Below are 23213 nucleotides of genomic sequence, written 5' to 3'. Positions count from 1 at the left end.
ATATCGATATAATAAAAATAGGAAGGTTGTCTATCTTATGAAGAGTAAGCAACAGGATTTTAGAACGGAGAAGTACATTCGTTATGGCATTCGGAAGTACAGCTTTGGGGCAGCATCGGTGGCAATTGCGGCCGGTTTGATGATGTTCCTAGGTAATGGTGCGGTATCGGCAGCGGAAGTACAAGGTGCAGATGCAACAGTGGCAACGACAACACCAGTAGCAACAAAGGAGTCGGAGTCAACTATAACGGCGGAGAAATCTGAAGCTAAGGCGTCAGAAAAAGTAGTAGAGACTAAAAAAGTTGATAAGACTGCTCTGACTAAAAAAGTAGTTGAGTTAGAAGCGAAGATTGCATCTGCAAAGAAAGCTGATGCAACAGCGATAGCTACTGCAAATGAAGTATTGACTGCGGCAAAGGCAGTTCTTGCAAACGAAACTGCAAAACAGGCTGATATCGATGCAGAGCATGCTAAAGTTGAAGCTTTGATTACAGTTGTAGTTGAGTCAGACGAAGCTGGGAAACAAGTTGAGGAAACAGCAGCAACTACAGCAGTCAAACCAGTGGCGACCACTGCTACAGAAAAAGCAGAAGAAACAAAAGAAGCAGAAGAAACTGTCAAACCAGTCCAAGAAGCTAAAAAAGTCTTAGAACAAGTTACCTCTGAAGCTGAGGTAACCAATGTTTTAGCAACTGAAGCAGTCCGGAAAAATAAGCTTGATGCTGAAAACAAAGCGGCAATTGAGGCGGCGATAGCTAATAATAAAGAAGTTATTGCGGAAGCTAAAAAAGTGTTAGCTACGGATAGCGTTACAGCTAAACAAGGCAATGAACAATTGTCACGTTTGAACGAGTCAATTCTTGCAGTATATAATGAGCTAAAAAAAGCAGGAATCGGAAAAGATGGAAACTTTGGAGTCGCTTTGGCTGCTCAAGATTTCTATGCTGAAGAGGGTTCTAACACAACTCATGCATCGGAAACAAATGCTGCAAATCATACTGGTAAAGATACCTATACAATTCCAGTACAAGAAATTAAATTAATTACGGGTACTGATGCTACAGGGTTAGAGATAGAAGTCTATTCTAATCAGCGGGTTGGTAATGATACAAATGCTGGAAATGGGATGCATACAGAACAGGGTGGAAAAACTGGTCATAACAACAAAGGACGTGTAGACTATCCATTAACCCCTGATGCTGCTAAAAAGTTAGCTGAAGAAGCACCACTTTGGAGAAATAAACTCCGTGCGGATGGGTCAAGAATTTCAAACGCTGCAACATCGATTTACTCTGCTAACGGTGGTTATGAATACCTAGCTACAGAAATTTATGGCTATGGGTATGAACAAGGAGTTGACAGAGTTTATATTAAAGGTTTGAAAGATCGTATTGCAGTTACAGAAAAAGCTAAGCAAGCTGGTTGGAGTCTTACCTCTGTAACACCAACTAACCTTGTACCAGGTGTTACTTATGATGAGGCGACAGATACCATTCAAGGTAAAGTAGTTGCTGGTATTGAAAATGGAGTGTATGACTTACGATTCAATATTACTGCAACGAATACAGATGGGCGGACTGTCACCTTCCAAATTCAGAATCTACGTGCTGGTTGGGTAGGTTGGCAAGATAGCACACCTCCTACAATTCAGTCAGATTCAGCTCGTTATGATAGAACTGTTGGTGATGATGCGAATATCAATCTTCGTTTTCATGATTCTTCGGGAGCTAGTGCGATACCTGCCAATTCAGCAGGAAACTATGACTATACAACTGCTGAAGGTAAAGTAGTTAAAGTTCGTCAAAATTCTTCTAAAGCAGTCACAGGTGTCTCAGGCTACAACACTATAGGAGCAGAATTAGATGATTCTAAAGTGTTGATTCCTGGCACCAACTATACTGTAACAAACAGTACTGCTGAAGAGCAAAAAGCTGCTGGAACCAACATGGGTAATGCTGTCATTGGAGGTAAGGTGACAGAGGCAGGTATCTATACCGTTTCAGTATTTGCTAAAGATTATGATAAGTTATCTAATAATACGACATGGAATCAGTCAGGTCAAGAGGCTCACGGTTCTATTACTGTAGTTGTTAAGCCTAAAGTTGAAGTTCAAAACGTTGAAACCTATTCAACAACAGTTCCTGTTAAAATCTCGAAAGGTGCTACAAGTGCTAAGGTTACAATGCCAGATGGAACTGTAACAAACTTGAAAGCCGTTAATGGTAAATGGCTTGTAGATAGTGGTTCAACCAATACAGCGGTTACTGAAAATCAAGAACTAGGTGCTGTAGATTCAAATACCGTCTTTAATATTCCAGTCACGTCAGAAGCAACTGCAAAAGTTGGTGTTGATAATATCAAAGTAGAAGCATCAGCTGAAAATGTTAAGGGAACTTTCTTACGTGAGCGAGTTGAATTGAATGGAACTGATGGGCAAAAACATACTGCGACTTTTAATAAGGCTACTGGACACTGGGAGTTACCTGGCGACTATGCCGAAGTGAAAACAGCAAATGGAGATGGGACTACAACTTGGACGAAACGCCAAGTATACACTGAAGCGAAACTAGATGGCGGTATGAAATTCTTCATTTACGAATATACTCGTCAATTTGATAAAGATGGAAATGTAACAAGTGTAACTACTCCTGATCGTCCAATGACGGAATATGTTTCTCAAAATACTAACCAAGCTGGCGATGGTATGTCAGTAACTATTACTTTTGACAAACATTCAAACACATGGACATCATCAGATGGAACAGAAGTTACTGCTAAAAAGTTGGGTGATGATTCATGGGAAGTTCATACTAAATCAGGATTTGGTGGAATCATTAGAGGAACAATCGCAACTAACTCAGATGTTGCGACTGTTGTCAATACGAAACCAACTGCAAGCTCACAAGATTATACTTCTACTAAAGGAACTGCGGTAGATCTCCGTAATGAAGCAAAAGCTGCAGTGACAATCTCTGATGCAGAAGATACTAAGTACGGAAAAACAACTTACATTACTCGTATTACAGTAACATCTCCTTCAGGAGTTCAGAAGGTTTATGACACTAAACAAGATGCAAACAACTATAATCTTGCTAGTGGTTATACACTGAGTGAAGTGGGAGTCTATACAGTAACAGTTGAAGTTATTGATAGTAATGGCAATTACACAACAGATGCTACAATAGGTGGAACTGAATCTGGTGTGGATCATGGGGCTGGCTCATCAACAGCTACAACAACTTACCACATCACAGTAACAGACACGATTGAAGGTCATAATGTAACATCCACAGATGTTCAAGGAGCGACTCAAACAGGTACTCCAACCTTTACATCTGTTGGTGATGGCTCACCTGTGGCACCAAGTGCTACTTCACCTGCTAAGTTGGTAGATCCTACCACTGGTAAGTTAGTTGACCAAGTAACAATTGATGGTCAAGGAACATACACAATTAATAATGAAACTGGTGTTGTGACATTTGTTCCGTTGAAAACATTCACAGGTACAGCAACCCCAGTGACTGTATCATTAACAGCAACTCTTGGTCAAGATAAAGATGGACAACCTATTACCGCTACAGCGACAGCAACATATACTCCAACTGTTACACCAGTTACTCCAACAGCAACTCCTGCAGAATCAACTGGTATCCAAGGCGCTACTCAAACAGGAACGGTAGCATTCAAAGAAGGACACTCTGTTGCTCCAATCAAGCCGAACTCAGCTGTTCTTCTTGATAAGAATGGTACTCCGGTAGCACCTGGAGCTTCAGTAGATGCTTTGGATGAGAATGGTAACAAAGTAGGAGAATATACAATTGACCCAACTTCAAATACTGTAACATTCAGTCCAACCGATAAGACTTACAAAGGTAAAGTCCAACCTGCAACAGTTCAGGCTGAAGATGAGAATGGTACAAAAGTTAAGACAACTTATACTCCACATATTGTAGGTGTTACTCCAACAGCAGAACCTGCTAAGTCAGTTGATGTCCAAGGAGCAACTCAAGAAAGTACAGTAACATTCAATGGTGGTACGACTACACTGGATGGTAAACAGGTGACTGTAGATATTGACCCAGTTACTTTCACTCTTTTAGATGAAACCGGAACTCCAGCAACATCTGTTCCAGCTAAAGACCCTAGTGGAAATGTTATTGGTACATATACTCTGAAAACAGTTGGTGAACAAGCCGTTGCAGTCTTTACCCCAACTGATAAGACTTATAGTGGTGAAGTTCAACCTGTGCGTGTACAGGCTAAAGATAAAAATGGTATTTCGGTTGAAACAACTTACACACCATTGATTACGCCAGTTACACCAACAGCAACTCCAGCAACTTCTGAAAATATTCAAGGAGCAACACAAACAGGCACTCCTACATTTGTTCAAGGTGATGCAATTGCACCAATTAAACAGGGTTCAGTAAAACTTCTTGATAAAGAAGGAAATGAAGTTCCTGCAGGTCAGACAACTCCAGCTTATGCTGAAGATGGGACTACTGAAATTGGTACATTCTCTATTGATTCAGCAACTGGAAAGGTAACCTTTAGTCCAACGGATAAATTGTATTCTGGTAAGGTTACTCCAGCAACTGTGCAAGCAGAAGATGAAAATGGAACTAAAGTGACGACAACTTACACGCCACAAATTATCCCAGTAAATCCTATTGGAGTTCCTGCGACTTCTGAAGATGTTCAAGGTGCAACTCAAACAGGAAAACCAGAATTCCAAGGTGGAACTGCAGTTGTCAATGGAAAAGAAGTTACTGTTGAGATGAATGACACTGTTCCAGCTAAATTGATTGATTCTAAAACTGGAAATGTTGTGGATTCTATCACTATTCCGGGTGAAGGTACTTATACTGTAGCACCGGACGGAACAGTAACCTTTGTTCCTGAAAAAACCTTTACAGGTCAAGCATCAGGCGTTGAAGTTTTACGTGAAGACAAGAATGGAACCCCCGTTACAGCAAGCTACACTCCAGTTGTTAAGGCAGCAATTCCAACAGCTACTGATGCTGTTACAGAAGACATTCAAGGTGCAACTCAAAAAGGAGTGCCTACATTCCTAGGTGGTAGGGTTACTGTTAATGGAGTGGAAAAAATTGTTCCTATTGATGAAACCAAGGGTCTTGAACTTATTGATCCAAAAACAGGAAAACCAACAGATCAACCAATTGTCATTCCAGGCGAAGGAACTTATACTGTAAATAATGGTATGGTAGAATTTAAGCCAGAACCACAATTTACCGGAAAAGGAACAGGTGTAGAAGTTCAACGTGTAGATGAGAATGGAACTCCTGTAAAAGCTAAATACACTCCAGTTGTTAAACCAGCAACTCCAACAAGTTCGGATGTTATTACAACAGATGTTCAGGGTGCAACTCAATCAGGAACACCAACATTTGAAGGTGGAAAAGTCAAAGTTAATGGTATTGAGAAAACTGTTGAAATTGATGAAACAGTCAAACCAACGTTTGATGATGGTACAAAAGAGAAGACAATTCCAGGTGAAGGTACATATACTATTGATGAAACTGGAAAAGTAACCTTTACTCCCGAGAAGACATTTACAGGTCAAGCAACAGGTGTGACTGTTAAGCGTGTTGATAAGAATGGAACCCCAATTACAGCTAAGTATACCCCAGTTGTTATCCCGGTTACACCTACTTCAAAAGATTCTGAATCAGAAGGTCCGAAAGGACAACCTCAATCAGGAACACCAACATTTGAAGGCGGAAAAGTAACAATCAATGGTAAAGAAATTCCGGTAGAAATTGATGAAACAGTTAAGCCTACCTTTGACGATGGTACAACAGAGAAGAAGGTACCAGGTGAGGGTACATATACTATTGATGAAGCTGGAAAAGTTACTTTCACACCAGAGCCAGAATTTGTAGGTCGAGCAACTGGAGTAACAGTTAAACGTGTTGATAAGAATGGAACCCCAATTACAGCTAAATACATCCCTACTGTACGTCCGAATACTTCATTTGTTGATACTAAAGGAAATATCCTAGCACCAAGTGAAGATGGTTCGCAACCTAAGAAAGATATTCCAGGATATAAAATTGTTGAAACTAAGGTTGATGAAAAAGGCAATGTGGTCCACGTTTATGAGAAGGTTAAGACCAGTCACAAGGATAAGGAAGGCAATGAAATTCCAGGCCACCCAACCGAAGACGGTGAACAACCTAAGAAGGATATTCCAGGCTACCGCTTCGTAGAGACTAAGAAACTTCCAAACGGTGACACAGAACACGTTTATGAGAAGGTTAAGACCAGTCACAAGGATAAGGAAGGGAACGAAATTCCAGGTTATCCAACCGAAGATGGTGAACAACCTAAGAAGGATATTCCAGGTTACCGCTTCGTAGAGACTAAGAAACTTCCAAACGGCGACACAGAGCACGTTTATGAGAAGGTTAAGACTAGTCACAAGGATAAGGAAGGGAATGAAATTCCAGGTTATCCAACCGAAGACGGCCAACAACCTAAGAAAGATATTCCAGGTTACCGCTTCGTAGAGACTAAGAAACTTCCAAACGGTGACACAGAACACGTTTATGAGAAGGTTAAGACCAGTCACAAGGATAAGGAAGGCAATGAAATTCCAGGTTATCCAACCGAAGACGGCCAACAACCTAAGAAAGATATTCCAGGTTACCGCTTCGTAGAGACTAAGAAACTTCCAAACGGCGACACAGAGCACGTTTATGAGAAGGTTAAGACTAGTCACAAGGATAAGGAAGGGAATGAAATTCCAGGTTATCCAACCGAAGACGGCCAACAACCTAAGAAAGATATTCCAGGTTACCGCTTCGTAGAGACTAAGAAACTTCCAAACGGCGACACAGAGCACGTTTATGAGAAGGTTAAGACTAGTCACAAGGATAAGGAAGGGAATGAAATTCCAGGTTATCCAACCGAAGACGGCCAACAACCTAAGAAAGATATTCCAGGTTACCGCTTCGTAGAGACTAAGAAACTTCCAAACGGTGACACAGAACACGTTTATGAGAAGGTTAAGACCAGTCACAAGGATAAGGAAGGCAATGAAATTCCAGGCCATCCAACCGAAGAGGGTGAACAACCTAAGAAAGATATTCCAGGCTACCGCTTCGTAGAGACTAAGAAACTTCCAAACGGCGACACAGAACACGTTTATGAGAAGGTTAAGACCAATCATAAGGATAAGGAAGGCAATGACATTCCAGGTTATCCAACCGAAGACGGTGAACAACCTAAGAAAGATATTCCAGGCTACCGCTTCGTAGAGACTAAGAAACTTCCAAACGGTGACACAGAACACGTTTATGAGAAGGTTAAGACTAGTCATAAGGATAAGGAAGGCAATGACATTCCAGGTTATCCAACCGAAGACGGTGAACAACCTAAGAAAGATATTCCAGGCTACCGCTTCGTAGAGACTAAGAAACTTCCAAACGGCGACACAGAACATGTCTACGAAAAAGTTGTTACTGCCCCTCAACAAAAACCGACTGAGCAATCTCCAACTACTAAAGCAACCAAAGAATTACCTAATACTGGTACGGAAGATCATGCAGCTTTGGCAACTCTAGGAGTATTTGGTTTGATGAGCGGATTTGGACTTGTGTCTCGCAAGAAAAAGGAAGACTAATTCTATACTCGAGATTCTAACTAGTATCCATTAGTTTCTGAAACAAAAAAACCAACTAATCGTTAGATTAGTTGGTTTTTGTCTATTCTCGATTTTTCCAAGCTTGGTAACGGGTATCAATCAAGAGTTGGGTTAAGCGTCCCATGGTCTCTCTTTCTTCGGGAGTGAGGGATTGGGCTTGGATAAAGAGATGGTGAATGTGTTCAATGACCTTGAAGGAAGAAAGATCGTTGATAGAAGAGATGCCTGCATCGAGAATGATTCCAAAAAAGAGGTCGAAGTAGAGCTGCAGTTCAGTATCAGGGACCGTCTCAACCCATTCCTTGAAAGTAGTGTCGACTTGTTGGCTGTCACTATTGGTCTCGTCCAGTTGGACAAAGTGTTTGTCTTCAACCTGCCAACTAAAGGTGTCGTGCTGAGCAAGGCCACCTAAGGCGTTGCTTCGAACGACGATTTTTTTATCCGGAATTTCCAGCATCATCCCGATGATAGACCCTTGTGGGATAAATACTTTCGTTCTTTCCATCATGTTTTGATAGCCAGGTGTTTCGGTTAGTTCCTTGTGAAGCCCAGGGGCATCAAAAGTATAGACAGCGACAATGTTTTTCTGCAAGTTTGGATCAAGTTGACTGGCAGCATAGACAGCTAGATTGCCTCCTTTTGAGTGTCCTGCTAGGATAACCTTTTGCTTAGGATGTTGAGCAAAAAAATTCTCTAAATACTGGAGGGCATGTTTTTGAGCAGGGATTTCCTTCATATAGGTCATATGAAAATCTTCTTTCCAACCGATGATACTATCATCCGTTCCACGAAAGACAAGCAAATAGGTATCGAGACTGATACGATAAGTCATGGCTGCGAACTGTTTTTGCAATTCAGGATCGATATCGTTGATAAAGTCTGAGAGCTTGCAATTTTTAAAGCGTTTGTGTTGAGCGAGCCGATCTAACAATTGAAGACGGTTCTTATTGGTCAGCATAGTCGTGTCTCTAGGGATTTGAGATGCAAGATCTATGAGGCGCTTTGGTTCTTGGGTGACTACATCATCAAAAGCAAGGTAGGTTAATTCAGTCAAGGCAAGAACATCTAACTCGTTCACGGGGAGGTCATAAAAGGAATCGTATGCTACATCATTTAAGTAGTCAAAAATATTGGCCATAAAAGCTCCTTTCTCTATGTTTATCCTACCACATTTACCTAGAATTAGCTAGTAGGGTTTGATTGAAATACATAGAAGATAGATTGCTCCTATTTCAAACCTCTAAACGAGCTTACTTGTATGTTTTTGCTATCAATCCAATTTTCCTTTAAAAAATTCTTCATCTCATTTACATCATCAGGCTGACCTGTGATGAGATAGCTGGCTTGATTGCCGTATTCATCAATAGCATGTTTTAAAAATTCTTGACTTTGAGAAAGTTCCTCGCTAGTTTTATAAGTAAAATTAGGTGTTTTTTGAGCCAGTTCTTTCATCTCATTATCGAAAATAGTAACTCCTTTGTCAAAATGGTTGAGAATAATCGGACATTTACCAGCCCATTCTTTGATAAGGGGGCGTAGAGCAGAAATGCCGACATCAGATGCAAAGCAAACTAGTGGCTTATTCGTATCTTTAACAGTCAAAGAGGAATCCAGCCAACTCATCTCAATCTCACTGCCAGCCGGTAAATGTGTCAAGGTGTTCTTAAAGTTGCTTCCACTATTATGAGTCAAAATGAGAATTTCATCTTCATCAGGTGTGGAGGCAATGGTTAGCCATCGACTGGTTTGCTCTCCCTTAGCTTCATATTTACTAGCAGTAGACGAGGTATCAGGGAGTGCAAACTTAGCATAAGCCCCAACTTTCCAGATTTGATGACTCGGTTTTGTGATATGAATTAAATATAGATCTCCGCTGGGGTTTTCGATGGATTTTATCGATAATGTCTGGCTTCGTCCAAGATAAGCGATGGCACCCCAAGTTATAATACATAGCGCTCCAAGTGTTGATAGAATGATAATAAACATTTTTTTACCTCTTTTCATTTTTTATAACTCCTGTTCTTAATTTTATGAATGAACTATAAAATTATTCATTCATATCTTTTCAAAAAAATAAAGAAATCCATTCTTTATTTTAGAACTCCTTTAATGAAGTTGGTCGCAAGTATTTCAACAGTTTTGCCAATATCTGGAAAATCTTTTTCCGTGATATGCATATCCATATAGTAAAAAAGATTATAAACCTGTAAAATATCTTGAATCTTTTCTGGCGAGTACCCTTCAGACTGCATACGATTTGTAAAAGTTTTAACTAGAAACCGATGAAAAGGATTTGCGACTTTGCCTTCTTCCGAGGAATAGTAGCTGTGCAACTCATCTGCGATGGCAGGATTGTACCATTCTGCAAGGATTTTATTGGAAGAAACGAGAGTTCTGGACTGAGCAAATAGTTGACCAATGAGGTCAATCATGTCAATTTCCCAATCCAGTTCTTCGATCATAGCTTGGCGAACACGGTTGTTTTCATCTATATAGATGTCTAGAAAAATGGCTTCTTTACTCTCGTAATAGTTATAAAAAGAACCAACTGCAACACCAGCTTGCCTAGCAATTTCTGAAATACCTGTTGCCTTGTAACCTTTTTTCGAAAAAACTTCATAGGCTGCTGTCTTTAAAGATTGTTTTTTGTCCAATAGGATTTAACCTCCTTTGCTTCATGAATGAATAAATCTATTCGTTCATTCATATTCTAACAAATCATGGCTAGCTTGTCAATAAGAAGGCTAGATCTGTTAAATAAGTTAAAGAAACGCTAACAAAATGAGCACAAAAAGGAAAATATAGGATAAGGCTGGAACTATAATTAAAAATAAGGTATGATATCAGTGAGAATGTTCTCTATTTAGCATCTGTTTTCTGATCTGAATTTGGGAAATAGGCTGCTAAACAGTATGAGATACTGATCCGTAAATCTGATATGAAGGGTTTTGATACTTTGAGAAATAACAAAGGAGGAGCGCATGCACAAGATTTTACTAGTAGAAGATGACCAAGTTATTCGGCAACAAGTGGGGAAACTGCTCTCTGAGTGGGGTTTTGAGGTCGTTTTGGTAGAAGATTTTATGGAAGTATTGAGCCTTTTTGTTCAGTCAGAACCTCATTTGGTCCTCATGGATATTGGTCTGCCTCTTTTTAATGGTTACCACTGGTGTCAGGAGATTCGCAAGATTTCCAAGGTACCCATCATGTTTTTGTCTTCGAGAGATCAGGCTATGGATATCGTCATGGCAATCAATATGGGAGCGGATGACTTTGTAACTAAGCCTTTTGACCAGCAGGTCCTCCTTGCCAAAGTTCAGGGTCTGTTGCGCCGTTCCTATGAGTTTGGGCGGGATGAAAGTTTGCTAGAGTATGCAGGTGTGATCCTCAATACCAAGTCTATGGACCTGCACTATCAGGGGGAAGTTCTGAGTTTGACCAAGAATGAATTTCAAATTTTGCGAGTCTTGTTTGAACATGCTGGCAATATCGTGGCGCGTGATGACCTGATGCGGGAACTCTGGAATAGCGACTTTTTCATCGATGACAATACCTTGTCTGTCAATGTTGCTCGCCTGCGTAAAAAGTTGGAGGAACAAGGATTGGCAGGCTTTATCGAAACCAAGAAAGGGATAGGATACGGACTGAAACATGCTTGATTGGAAATCATTTTTTCTAGCCTATCTGCGTTCTCGCAGTCGCATCTTTGTCTATATTTTTTCATTAGGCTTTCTCGTCCTTCTCTTTCAGTTTTTATTTGCTAGTCTAGGAACTTATTTTCTTTATTTCTTTCTGCTCAGTAGTTTTTTGACCTTCTTATTTTGGGCTTGGGATATATTTGCAGAAGCTCAGGTTTACCGGCAGGAAATACTCTATGCTGAGAGAGACCCCAAGTCTCCTCTGGAATGTGCGCTAGTAGAAAAGCTCGAAGAGCGTGAATCTGAATTGTATCAAAAGAAGTCGGAAGCGCAGAGCAAGCTGACGGATTTGCTGGACTACTACACCTTGTGGGTTCATCAGATCAAGACCCCCATTGCAGCGAGTCGTCTCTTGGTAGCAGAAGTCTCTGATCGGGAGGTCAAGCAGCAACTGGAACAGGAAATCTTTAAGATTGACTCCTATACCAATCTGGTGTTGCAGTATCTTCGTTTGGAAAGTTTCCACGATGACTTGGTATTTGAAAAGGTTCAAGTGGAGGATTTGGTGAAGGAAGTGGTTCGCAAGTATGCCCTTTTCTTTATCCAAAAAGGACTGACGCTCAATCTCCATGACCTTGACAAAATCATCGTGACCGATAAGAAGTGGCTGTTGATCGTCATTGAACAAATCCTCTCAAACAGTCTCAAGTACACCAAGGAAGGTGGGTTAGAGATCTATATGGAAGGTCAGGAGCTCTGTATCAAGGATACGGGAATCGGGATTAAAAACAGTGATGTTCTCCGAGTCTTTGAACGTGGGTTTTCAGGCTACAATGGTCGTTTGACTCAGCAGTCATCTGGCCTTGGTCTTTACTTATCTAAGAAAATTTCTGAAGAACTGGGCCACCAGATTCGCATCGAGTCTGAGGTTGGAAAAGGAACAACAGTACGCATCAAGTTTTCCAATAGGAATCTGATGATTGAGTGAGCATAGTTGATGATGACCTTATCCATCTGTGGAATTTTTGTTCTAGTCTATATCTCTATTTTCATGATAATGTCTAGAAGTTACCGTAAGATTGTCCAGATGTAAAAAATGTTACACTAGGAAACGACTAGAATATAGTCAAAAAATAAAAGAGGCAAAAATGAAAGAAAGTTATTTTGACGGAGGAATCCTAGATTATATTGGATACTCTATCTTAGTAGCCATAATTTTCAGGCTTACCTTGGGGATCGCAACATCTTGGGCGGTTTGCATGATGCAAAATTGAAAACCAAACACACGGTAGTGGATGAGCAACGTCTATACTTTGACGGGACTGGAGCACAACTGTTCGGCAACTAGATCAAGGGGTTTCTTCTAACCATCATCACGTTTGGGATCTATGGCTTCTGATTGAAAATAAAAATGAAGCAATGGATTGTCGAACACACCAATCTTGTTTAAAGATTAAAACGGCATCTTCTTTCAGAGGAGATACCATTTTTTTTCTTTTTCGTATAAGGAAACAAAAGTTTCTTCCTTCTCTATCTGTTCAATTGATATATTTCTTCAGAGAAAGACTGTAAAATTTTTGATATAATGTTAAGGATAGACTGACGGATGCTTAAAAGATAATTTTCAAAAAAATAACAGGTGAGAATTAAAAATATGTAAGATTGAAAAGAAGTCTCTCTGCCATCATCCAAGCAGAAACAAGATTATATGAAATAAAAGGAGTAACCAATGACCGGAAATTATTCAACACGTGAATACCGTGAGAAATTATATGATGATCTTCATGTTCGATTAAGAGATATAGTGATTTTGATGTGTGCGATTTTTATTGCCTCTATAGGTCTAAATATGAATTCAACAGCTGTCATTATTGGAGCCATGTTGATTTCCCCTCTTATGACATCGATTGTTGGACTAGGATTCGGTTTAGCTATTTTTGATACGCGTTTAATCAAGCAATCTTTAGAGGTTTTATTTACTCAAGTATTGGTCAGCTTGCTTGTTTCGACTCTGTATTTCTGGATTTCTCCCTTATCTTATGCAAGTAGCGAATTGATTGCACGAACCTCTCCAACCATTTGGGATGTTCTCATTGCTATTGCTGGTGGGATAGCAGGCGTAATTGGTTCAAGGAAAAAAGAAGCAAACAATATCGTGCCAGGAGTAGCTATTGCAACAGCTCTGATGCCACCTATCTGTACTGCAGGTTATGGTTTAGCTAATGGAAATGTACGATTTTTATTCGGGGCTCTCTATCTTTTCTTGATCAACTGTGTCTTCATCATGTTAACAAATATTGTTGGAACAAGAATTTTGATGAGGAAATCTCCCTTAAGTTCATTTAAAGAGCTAAACATTAAAATGAAAATTGGCTTGATATCCTTGATTGTATTATTGGTTCTTCCAGCCAGTTATTCAGCAGTCACTCTGACGATAGATCAAGCGCGAAAAGAAGGGATCAAACAGTTTGTAGGAAAAGAGTTCTCTAATCATACGGTCATTAATCAAGTCTACAAGTCTAGGGACAATGAATTGGTCTTGACAGTTGTTGGAGATCCGATTTCAGAAGAAGAATTAGAAACGCTCCATCAAAAACAAGCCTCTTACGGTATTCAATCTGTTCAATTAAAAGTCAATCAAGTCCATAATTCGACAAAATTAGATAGTGAGATGACCAAGGAATTTTATGAAAACATTAACAAGTATATCGATCAAAAACTCTCTGAAAAAGATTCACAAAAAGATCTCGTAAAAGAAAATGAAGCAGACAAGGATTGAGGATATTGAACTTTTCTAACTCGAGGAAGCAAATCTTGGGAGGATATCCTATATCCAACAGTTAGTGGATAGAAAGGATTGTTGATGAGGATACCATTTGTGGTGGTTTGACCAATCACGACTAGCTCAGGTTAAATAAAATATAAAAAAGCAATAACTATTTCAGTTGTTGCTTTTTCTTACTGAAAAATGTTTCTCAGACAGTGATCGTTTTATTTTTCCACACGTGATTTGTTGGCGATATCAGCAAGGATAGCTTGGACAAAGTCATCAACTGAGACAGTTTGTGTTTCCTTTTGTCCATAGCGACGAACATTGACTGTTCCGTCTTCCATTTCCTTATCCCCAACGATCAATTGGTAAGGAATCTTGCTAGTTTGAGAAGCACGGATCTTGAACTGCATTTTTTCGTTGCGCTCATCTACATCTGCACGGACACCGCGGTCACGGAGTTTCTTAGCCACTTCCCATGCGTAGTCTACGTGTTTTTCGTTAGAAACTGGGATGAGAGTTACTTGGTGTGGTGCAAGCCATGTTGGGAAGGCACCTTTGTAGTTCTCAATCAAGATAGCTGTGAAGCGTTCCATGGTTGAAATAACCCCACGGTGAATCATAACTGGACGGTGTTCTTCACCGTCAGCCCCGATGTATTTGAGGTCGAAGCGTTCTGGAAGCAAGAAGTCAAGCTGGATAGTCGAAAGGGTTTCTTCTTTTCCGAGAGCTGTCTTAACTTGGATATCCAATTTTGGTCCGTAGAAGGCTGCTTCACCTTCAGCTTCAAAGTAGTCAACACCCATTTCATCAAGTGCTGCACGAAGCATGGTTTGGGCATTTTCCCACATCTCATCGTTGTCAAAGTACTTGTGAGTATCTTGAGGGTCACGAAGAGAGAGACGGAAGCGGTATTCAGTCAAGTTGAAGTCTTCATAAACATCGATAATCAACTGAAGGGCACGTTGGAATTCTTCTTGGATTTGTTCTGGAGTAACAAAGAGGTGACCGTCGTTGAGTGACATCTCACGCACACGTTGAAGACCTGTGAGGGCACCAGATTTCTCGTAGCGGTGCATCATACCGATTTCAGCGATACGGATTGGCAATTCACGGTAAGAGTGAACATGGTGTTTGAAGACTTGGATGTGGTGTGGGCAGTTCATTGGACGAAGGACAAATTCTTCCCCGTCACCCATGTCCATGGTTGGGAACATGTCCTCTTGGTAATGATCCCAGTGACCAGAAGTCTTGTAAAGCTCAACAGAAGCAAGTGGTGGAGTGTAAACGTGTTGGTAGCCAGAAGCCAACTCTTTGTCGACGATGTAGCGTTCCAATTCACGACGGATAGTCGCACCGTTTGGCAACCAGAATGGCAAACCTTGACCAACTTCTTGTGAAATCATGAAGAGGTCAAGCTCTTTACCAAGTTTACGGTGGTCACGTTCTTTGGCTTCTTCACGCATTTGAAGGTAGTTCTTCAAGTCTTTCTTGTCAAACCAAGCTGTACCGTAGATACGTTGCATCATCGCGTTGTCGCTATTTCCACGCCAGTAAGCACCTGCTACATGGAGAAGGTGGAAGATTTGGATACGGCCTGTTGATGGGACGTGAGGTCCACGGCAAAGGTCCACGTATTCACCCTGACGGTAGATAGTCAAACCACCCTCGTCCTCAGAGTGTTCTTCGATTAATTCCAACTTGTAAGGATCGTTCTTGAAGATTTCACGTGCTTCGTCTTTAGTGACTTCTTCACGGATTGATGGGAAGTTTTCTTTGACGATCTTCTTCATTTCTTCTTCGATACGAGGAAGGTCTTCGTTGGAGATTTGACCAGCTGTGTTGTCCGTATCGTAGTAAAAACCGTCTTCAATAGCTGGACCAACTCCCAAGTGAATATCTGGGAAGAGGCGACGAGCTGCTTGGGCAAACAAGTGGGCAGCTGAGTGACGCAAGATCGGAAGGGCATCTTCGTGATCAGGTGTCACGATTTCGATGCTTCCATCTTCAGTGATAGCACGAGTCGTGTCAATGAGTTTGCCGTTGAATTTACCAGCCAAGGCTTTTTTAGCTAAGGAATTGCTGATAGATTGGGCAATTTCAAAAGTAGTAACGCCAGATTCGAATTCACGAACAGCGCCATCTGGGAAAGTAATCTTAATCATGGTTTTCTCCTTAAATATTTATTCTATTTTTGTTGGACAATTTTAAGAGCCGAGCAACTTCTTCCGCAGTCTGATTCTCTGATTGACTACCATCTGTTACGAGGCTAGGATAGCTTAATTTCACCGCTTCCTTACGAACCATTTGAGCAAAAAGAATGTCTCGTTGCATCCAGTTTTCAAAAGCTTGATCAGGGTTGGTTGTACCCTCTAAGACATAAGGAACCCATTCTCTCTGTATATAATGCTTTTTTTGAAAATCAGCTGTCGGAGTCAAGCATAGATAGGATGATACTTGACATTCAAGCTCCTTTACCAAGTGAGGCAAAAGTCCTGCTCCCTCCACCAAGAGAGGTCTGTTTTGATTTTTTATCAAGTAAGATTTTACATAAGGAAAAATCTCTTCATAAAAGCACCATTCTTCATCTGCCATCTCTTCTGGCTTTCTCATCCAGATTTGTTCTGGATTTCTATCCTTCCTAAGAAGGCAAATTGGCTGTGAGTCTGCACTTGCTTGACTCATCATCTCTTCTACCAAATCATCCAGTTTGATATGAAGTAGTTGATACTGTCTAGCAAGAAGTGAGGCAATTGTTGACTTTCCACTACAAGGCGATCCGCCAATCATATAAAGCATCGTTCTTCCTCCTTCTGACAAAACAAAAAACGACATCCATAAAAGGACGTCGCAACGTGGTTCCACCTTCATTCATGTTCCCCAAAAAAGAGGGACACCTCAGATTGGCTCTAACGTGGCCACCGTTCTATGTTTTCATAAAAGTCAGTAGAGTAGTATCAGTTTAGGCTTTCTATGCGTTTCCAGCAACCACGCACTCTCTAGTAGAAAGGGGCTAAGTGACTTGTCTCTATGCATTATTATAGCATGATTGCGAGAATTTTCAAGGCTTTTATCCTATTTTTTTACTTTTCTGCTTGTTTATAAGATGACTAAGACCTCTACCTGAAATCATACCAAGTAGGGCGAAGATTTCATAGGCTAGGAAGTAAAGCAGGATGAATTCACCAAAGGTGATGATGGTAAAGCAATAGAGCAGACCAATACCGAGTAGCCACCAAAGTGAGAAATGAAATCGATAGCTATAAAGTAGCGATACGATAAAGGTTACCAGAGGTGAAAAGAGGATGATGTTGTAAATGTACAGTCCCTTCAGTGTATATGGGTCAGAGATGCATAGAGAGAGGAGTTCATAAAGTGGCCAGTAAAAAAAGAAAATGACAAGGTAGTATGGAATATACTTAAGATAATTCCGCATGGCAATAGTCCTCCAATCTGGAAAAATTGAGAGATATTGTAGACCACATAATCCTAAATGAAGGGGAAATCTCTACTTATATTATAGCACGATTTAGAAGCTCTTACAATTCAATCCAGTGATCAGTGATAGTAATCTTTTCGAGTGTTTTCTGCTATAATACTAACAGAAGAAGTAAGAGGAAATGAGGAGAAAGAATGACCAAAATAGCAGTTCTTTCAGACATACATGGAAATACGACAGCTTTGGAAGCTGTTCTGGCTGATGCAAGAGCGGCAGAGGTAGATGAGTACTGGCTTTTAGGGGATATTCTGATGCCAGGGACAGGACGTAGAAGGATCTTGGACCTCTTAGCTAGCTTGCCTATTACAGTAAGAGTTCTGGGAAATTGGGAGAATAGTCTCTGGCGAGGTCTGCATCGCAAGTTAGATCCTACAATAGCGAGTCATCGTTATCTCCTGCGTCAAAGTCAGTACATCTTAGAGGAGGTCAGCCCTGAAGAAATCGAAGACCTCAATAATCAACCCATGCAAGTTCATCGTCAGTTTGGTGATTTGATGGTGGGAATCACACACCATCTCCCTGATAAAAACTGGGGTAGAGAGTTGATTCATACGGGAAAACAAGAAGATTTTGATAGATTGGTGACGGAGCCACATGCTTCTATTGCAGTGTATGGCCATATCCACCAACAGTTTCTTCGTTTTGGAAGTGAGGGACAGTTGATTCTTAATCCAGGTTCCATTGGACAACCTTTCTTTCTAGACGCGAAGTTGCGTAAGGACCTGCGGGCCCAGTATATGATCTTAGAGTTTGATGAGGCAGGTTTGTCTGATGTTGATTTTCGTCGTGTGGATTATGATGTAGAAGCTGAATTGCAGTTGGCTAAGGATTTGAAGCTTCCCTATTTCCAAATCTACTATGAAAGTTTGGTAAAGGGAATTCACCATACTCATAATCACGAACTGTTAGGTCAGATTAGTGAACAAGAAGGTTATGATCAGGATGTTGAACTCTGGATGGAAAGAGACAAGAAAGATTGGTTTTAAGAGGACTTCTAGCTAGAAATAAGATAGTCTAGGAACTGTTGTTTTCCGATAAGTCGAACTGGATACGAATTGACGGCTTCTCAAATTTATGTTAGAATAACGAAATATAAATAATTTGAATATCATACTAATTGATATTCAAAATAAGAGGAGACAGATAATGAAACCAGAAGAGTTACACGCTATTGCCTCGGAGTTGGGCTTGCAATTTGACGAAGATTCGCGTAGTATTTATGGCACGCAGTCAGGCTATTTATTATTCCTGCAAGAAACTGACGTGAAAAATCAGTTTCGACTTTGTGTCAGTGTGAGTTTGAATGGCAATCCTGCGGATTCAGAAGAAAATGAATTGGTTTGGGATGAGTTTAAGAGTGAATCTCTTCCAAACTTGTCGACCTTGTCTATCAACCAGTACCTTGTTTCTTTTGTCGTAAAAGGTGCCATGCGCAAATCAAAAACAATTGAAAAGTTACAGACGCTCATAACAGACCTCGTAGCATTCCTTGAAACCCATCATTTCGTCCAAGTGTGTGCCTACAGCGGTCAGGAGGGGCCCGTTGGTCTCTATCAATTAGGTGATTCAATTTTCCTTATCAACGAGGAAAGCTATCAATTGCTGAAGAGCAATCTTCAGATTGAGGTAGATTCTTATCAAAATCAAAAGGAAAATGTTCTTCTTGGAGCAGTTGGTGCCTTGCTTGGAGCCTTGATTGGTGGAGCAGTTGCTCTATTTATCGCTCGTCTAGGGTATGTAGCTATGGTAGCGGGTATTGTTCTGGGGATTTGTACCATTAAAGGATATGAAATCCTTGGAAGAAAGGTATCTCGAAAGGGGATTGTAATTTCCTCTATTTGGATGGTGATTACTGTCTTTCTAGTGAATCAAATTGATTTGGCAATGGAAGTTGTTGCCAAACTAGGGGTTGAGTTTGCCTTTGCTTTCCGAGTGGTGAATCAATTAATCTTTAGCGGTGATTTCCCAGATAACTATTTTTATAATCTAGCTATGTTAGCTGTGTTTACCTTAGTTGGTGCTGGGGTGTCTATCAGCTCGGTTTGGTCAAGTCATAAAACAAAAGGGATTGTCCGTAAAATTGCATAAAAAAATAAGTCTTTGTATGTCCTCCGCTGTTCTGGGTACCAAGAGGGATACAGGACTTTTTGCATGGAGAAGGTAATCATTTGTTAATATTTGACAGGATAAGCAAAAAAGGTATAATGTTTATACGGGAAAAGATGAATAAAATATCAATGAAAGGAGAAGAAGATGCAAATTTCAAGCCGATTTACAATTGCGACTCATATGATGATTATTATTGCAATGCAGGATACAGACAGCAAGGTAACCAGTGATTTTCTTGCGGCTAGTGTCGGAGTCAATCCAGTCATTATCCGTAAGACTTTATCGCAACTCAAAAAAGCTGGATTGATTTCAGTTGCTCGTGGTACGGGAGGAACTGAGATAATAAAAGACCTTCAAGAGATCAGTTTGTTGGATGTCTACCAAGCTGTGGAGTGTTTAGGAAAATCTGGTAAGCTCTTTAGTTTCCATGACAATCCAAATCCTAATTGCCCAATTGGTGCGAATATCCATGCAGTTTTAGACCAAAAGCTGTTCGATGTTCAAGCAGCTATGGAAAACCAACTGCGTCAGACAAGTCTGGCTCAGGTTGTAGCCGATGCTCAGAATAAACTGTCTAAGTAAGAGGACTAAGGTTCTCTTTTTCTATTGCCATAATTATGGTACAATGTAGTCATTAAAGGAGGAGACTATGTACTTTATCACAGGATTTTTTGTCCTACTTTTTCTCGTTTCGTTTTTAAGGGACAATCGTAGTCTCTGGAATCCAGCTCTCTTGCTTTTGTCTCTGCTTTTTTCTTATATGTCTATTGCCAATCTTTTTTACGAAGCTGGGCAGAAAGAAGTGCACATGGTTTTCTTTGCAGGGATTTTTCTCCTGCTGCCTCTTTTAGTTTTTCTAAGTGGTTTTTTCCTTATTTATAATGGATTTGTGTTATTGAAAAAAGAAGGAAAATCCAAGGCAAATTATTTGTCTCTAGGATTAGGCTGCGTGATTCTATTCTTTTTTGTGATCATGGCGATTCGAGTGAGCGATACCAAGGGCTTGTTTTACACCAATCATCTAGTGAATATTATCTTTTTCTTTTTGATTTATTCGTATTTGATTTTTGGTTTTGCCTTTGCAGGATTTCTGCTTTATTCCATTCTGTATCTTTTCATTCCTAAGAAAAAATATTATGATTTTATCATCATTCACGGAGCAGGCTTGTTGAATGGAGAAAAAGTCACTCCCTTACTGAAGAGTCGCATTGACAAGGCAGTAGAAGCTTATCACCAGTCTCTCAATCCCAATGTTAAAATCATCGCAAGTGGTGGTCAAGGTGGGGATGAGAAGATTTCCGAGGCTCAGGCAATTTGTAATTATTTGCTGGAAGAGACGGATGTTCCGAGAGAAGCGATTCTCCTAGAGGAAGACTCAACGACGACCTATGAGAATCTTCTCTTCTCAAAAGAAATGGGAGAGAAGCTGGTGGCCAGTCCACGTTTTCTCTTTGTGACCAATGATTACCATGTTTTTCGTACCAGTACCTATGCTCGCCGTATTGGGATGAAGGGAGATGGTCTTGGTTGCCGTACAGCCGCCTACTATATCCCATCAGCCTTTATTAGAGAATATATTGCTCTATGTGTGAAGATGAGATGGCTTTTTATCGCTTTCTATGTTTTGTTGATTTTAGCTCTGATTTTCTCTTATAGAGGTGTTCTATGGTAATATGTAAAATTCATATTGTAATTCTTGTTAGAATCTCTAAAAAATCTTGTAGTAACTCTAAGGGAAAAATTGTCACTAGTAATGAAAGAGCAGGGTAAGTGATTGTGAGTGCGGTTTTAGGAACGGTTTCATGATTGCTCGTCAATCAATTGAACAATTTCTAACCTAGTTGCAGATTTTCAGAGAGAGTCAAAAATAGGCAACTGAATATGAGTAGACTAGAATTTTACAGTCAACGACAAATAAAAATGTGAACAGCAACAGAGGTTCACATTTTCTTTTTGGTCTATGGCAAAATGGCTTTTAGTTCCTTCAGGATAGTTTGTAAGGTTACGATCGCTTGTTCTCCTTGTTGTGGTTGGTAGAGTAGTTGGAAATACTTGCGAATAGTTTCTTCAAATTGCTTAGGGAGGAGTGTACAATTGGTCTTTGCGTACTCCAACATTCGTTTTTCACCAGGATGGGTTTGCTCATTGAGCGCAAATAACAAGTCAAAGTAGGAAGCAAAAAACTCACTCGTACGATGATTCATACTGAGAAGATCTTGGCGTTTGATAGCTTTTTCTATTTGGTGAGAGAAGGCAGGCATGGCTTGTTCTAGCAAAAGGAGTTGCCTTTCGATGATATGCTTTTTGAGTTCCTGTGGATAGGGAATCTGGTAGGCTCTTTGGAGCGAAGCATAGTTTCCATTCGGATCGTATAGAATCTTGCTGTGGAGTAGATTATGCCACATGCAAGTTGTATAAGCATTTTGAGCTTTGTGTTGAAAAACGGTTGAGTTCAATTCTTGTTCAAACGACTCCAGCGAACGATAAATCAACTCGATTTGGATACCGTTGTTTAGTACACAGTCGTCCTCTAACTCCCAAAACTGATTTCCAATTTCCATATGGGAGCAGTATTTACTCAAAATTTTTAGGCGAGTCGCCTCGTCAATAGAAGCGTTGAGATAGACATAAACGTCATAGTCAGAATTTTGATCGTAGTCTTGTCCTGCACGTGAACCACCAAGAGCGATAGCTTCTACTTGTTCCAGTTGAGAGAATTCTTTGTAAAGGTCTTGAATCATTGTTTTTCTCCTTGCTTTATGGTTTTAAAGTCATTTTACCAAAAAGTAAAACGTTTGCATAGCATTGAGTTGCCCTTTTTCATTTATAGCAAAAAATGTGAACCCTTGTTTTGAGTTCACATTTCTTTCTTTATTCTGCTGCTTGTTGCCAACGTTTTGCCAGCTTATGAGACAAGCTAGAAATAGCAAAGTTAAAGATAAAGTAAATCAAGGCAATCAGGATATAAAGACTGAAGACCTGCTCTGGTTCGAAATAGCGTCCCATGAGAATTTGGCTAGCGCCAAAGAGTTCTTGTAGAGCGATAACAGAGTAGAGAAGGCTAGTATCCTTAATCACAGTTACAAACTGAGAAATGATGGCTGGCAGCATTTTACGGATCGCTTGTGGGAGAATGATGTAGTAGAGGATTTGCGCAGAGGTGAATCCTTGCGACATTCCTGCTTCGTACTGCCCCTTGTCTACGGCATTGAGGCCACCTCGGATAATCTCAGCTAGGGCTGCTGATGTAAAGAGGGTGAAGGCGGTAATGCCAGCTGGCGTCGACTTCATCTTGAAAACCAAAAAGATAGTGAAAATCCAGAGAAGGTTGGGAACATTACGCACAAATTCGATGTAAATGCTGGAGATGATCCGTAAGACAGGATTTTTCCCATTTCTCATGACGGCTAGTACTGTTCCGATAAGGGTCGAGAGGACGATAGCAATCAGAGAAATGTAGAGGGTCAAGCCGAATCCTTTAAAGATAAAGACTAGGTTATCTGGGGTCAAAACTTCTAAAATAGATTCCAT

The 23213-nt window shown here is 40.4% G+C and carries 16 protein-coding genes and 1 pseudogene; 9 read left to right on the top strand and 8 right to left on the bottom strand.

Annotation, left to right across the window (positions count from 1 at the left end):
* Positions 1 to 37: 37 nt before the first annotated feature.
* On the top strand, positions 38 to 7645 hold the full coding sequence (locus tag NYE79_RS07790; protein WP_339293669.1) for a YSIRK-type signal peptide-containing protein: 7608 nt from the start codon (positions 38 to 40) through the stop codon (positions 7643 to 7645).
* Positions 7646 to 7727: 82 nt separating this feature from the next.
* Here the strand turns inward: NYE79_RS07790 and NYE79_RS07785 are convergent, their stop codons facing one another.
* The 3 genes from NYE79_RS07785 to NYE79_RS07775 form a co-directional block, all read right to left on the bottom strand.
* Entirely contained in the window at positions 7728 to 8804 is a 1077-nt protein-coding gene (locus NYE79_RS07785) for a DUF2974 domain-containing protein (protein WP_049501483.1), read from the bottom strand.
* Positions 8805 to 8893: 89 nt separating this feature from the next.
* Positions 8894 to 9670 carry a ferredoxin reductase gene (locus NYE79_RS07780; RefSeq protein ID WP_216728521.1) on the bottom strand — a complete coding sequence of 259 codons (777 nt, stop codon included), beginning with the start codon at positions 9668 to 9670 and terminating at the stop codon, positions 8894 to 8896.
* Between the two features lie 86 nt (positions 9671 to 9756).
* Entirely contained in the window at positions 9757 to 10326 is a 570-nt protein-coding gene (locus NYE79_RS07775; protein ID WP_216728530.1) for a TetR/AcrR family transcriptional regulator, read from the bottom strand.
* Positions 10327 to 10647: 321 nt separating this feature from the next.
* On the opposite strand from NYE79_RS07775, the gene NYE79_RS07770 reads away from it, so the two are divergent.
* The 4 genes and pseudogenes from NYE79_RS07770 (at position 10648) to NYE79_RS07755 (ending at position 14083) form a co-directional block, all read left to right on the top strand.
* Positions 10648 to 11325: a response regulator transcription factor gene (locus NYE79_RS07770; RefSeq protein ID WP_000548981.1), complete on the top strand. Its 678-nt coding sequence runs from the start codon at positions 10648 to 10650 to the stop codon at positions 11323 to 11325.
* A complete protein-coding gene (locus tag NYE79_RS07765; protein ID WP_129326251.1) occupies positions 11318 to 12292 on the top strand; it encodes a sensor histidine kinase in 975 nt (324 codons plus the stop codon). Before NYE79_RS07770 ends, NYE79_RS07765 begins: the two co-directional genes overlap by 8 nt.
* Positions 12293 to 12452: 160 nt before the next feature.
* A pseudogene (locus tag NYE79_RS07760) lies at positions 12453 to 12703 on the top strand (hypothetical protein).
* 330 nt (positions 12704 to 13033) lie between these two features.
* A complete protein-coding gene (locus NYE79_RS07755; protein ID WP_216728519.1) occupies positions 13034 to 14083 on the top strand; it encodes a DUF389 domain-containing protein in 1050 nt (349 codons plus the stop codon).
* 212 nt (positions 14084 to 14295) lie between these two features.
* Here NYE79_RS07755 and thrS read toward each other — a convergent pair whose 3' ends face one another.
* The 3 genes from thrS to NYE79_RS07740 form a co-directional block, all read right to left on the bottom strand.
* Positions 14296 to 16239, bottom strand: coding sequence for a threonine--tRNA ligase (gene thrS / locus NYE79_RS07750; protein ID WP_084922045.1), 1944 nt, complete (start codon positions 16237 to 16239; stop codon positions 14296 to 14298).
* 10 nt (positions 16240 to 16249) lie between these two features.
* Complete coding sequence (locus NYE79_RS07745; RefSeq protein ID WP_049501480.1) at positions 16250 to 16873, bottom strand: ATPase AAA; 624 nt, start codon at positions 16871 to 16873, stop codon at positions 16250 to 16252.
* Positions 16874 to 17144: 271 nt separating this feature from the next.
* The gene (locus NYE79_RS07740; protein ID WP_070656938.1) at positions 17145 to 17510 is read right to left on the bottom strand and encodes a hypothetical protein; all 366 of its coding nucleotides are present in this window, start codon (positions 17508 to 17510) and stop codon (positions 17145 to 17147) included.
* Between the two features lie 197 nt (positions 17511 to 17707).
* On the opposite strand from NYE79_RS07740, the gene NYE79_RS07735 reads away from it, so the two are divergent.
* From NYE79_RS07735 to NYE79_RS07720, 4 genes are all read left to right on the top strand, one after another.
* Positions 17708 to 18559, top strand: a complete 852-nt coding sequence (locus NYE79_RS07735; protein ID WP_070656939.1) for a metallophosphoesterase family protein — start codon at positions 17708 to 17710, stop codon at positions 18557 to 18559.
* Between the two features lie 160 nt (positions 18560 to 18719).
* Positions 18720 to 19661 (top strand): hypothetical protein, encoded by a 942-nt coding sequence (locus tag NYE79_RS07730; RefSeq protein ID WP_000801524.1) that lies wholly within the window; start codon positions 18720 to 18722, stop codon positions 19659 to 19661.
* 165 nt (positions 19662 to 19826) lie between these two features.
* Entirely contained in the window at positions 19827 to 20264 is a 438-nt protein-coding gene (locus NYE79_RS07725; protein ID WP_001167390.1) for an Rrf2 family transcriptional regulator, read from the top strand.
* Positions 20265 to 20331: 67 nt separating this feature from the next.
* A complete protein-coding gene (locus NYE79_RS07720) occupies positions 20332 to 21354 on the top strand; it encodes a YdcF family protein (RefSeq protein WP_049477611.1) in 1023 nt (340 codons plus the stop codon).
* Positions 21355 to 21640: 286 nt separating this feature from the next.
* Here NYE79_RS07720 and NYE79_RS07715 read toward each other — a convergent pair whose 3' ends face one another.
* Positions 21641 to 22423, bottom strand: coding sequence for a DUF4037 domain-containing protein (locus tag NYE79_RS07715; protein ID WP_000613844.1), 783 nt, complete (start codon positions 22421 to 22423; stop codon positions 21641 to 21643).
* Positions 22424 to 22553: 130 nt separating this feature from the next.
* Positions 22554 to 23213 (bottom strand): amino acid ABC transporter permease, encoded by a 660-nt coding sequence (locus NYE79_RS07710; protein WP_000443890.1) that lies wholly within the window; start codon positions 23211 to 23213, stop codon positions 22554 to 22556.

This window comes from Streptococcus sp. FSL W8-0197, from assembly GCF_037963785.1.
GTDB classification, from domain to species: Bacteria; Bacillota; Bacilli; order Lactobacillales; family Streptococcaceae; genus Streptococcus; species Streptococcus oralis_CQ.
Note: the sequence above shows the minus strand (reverse complement) of the source record. Positions and strands in the feature narration are given on the sequence as shown.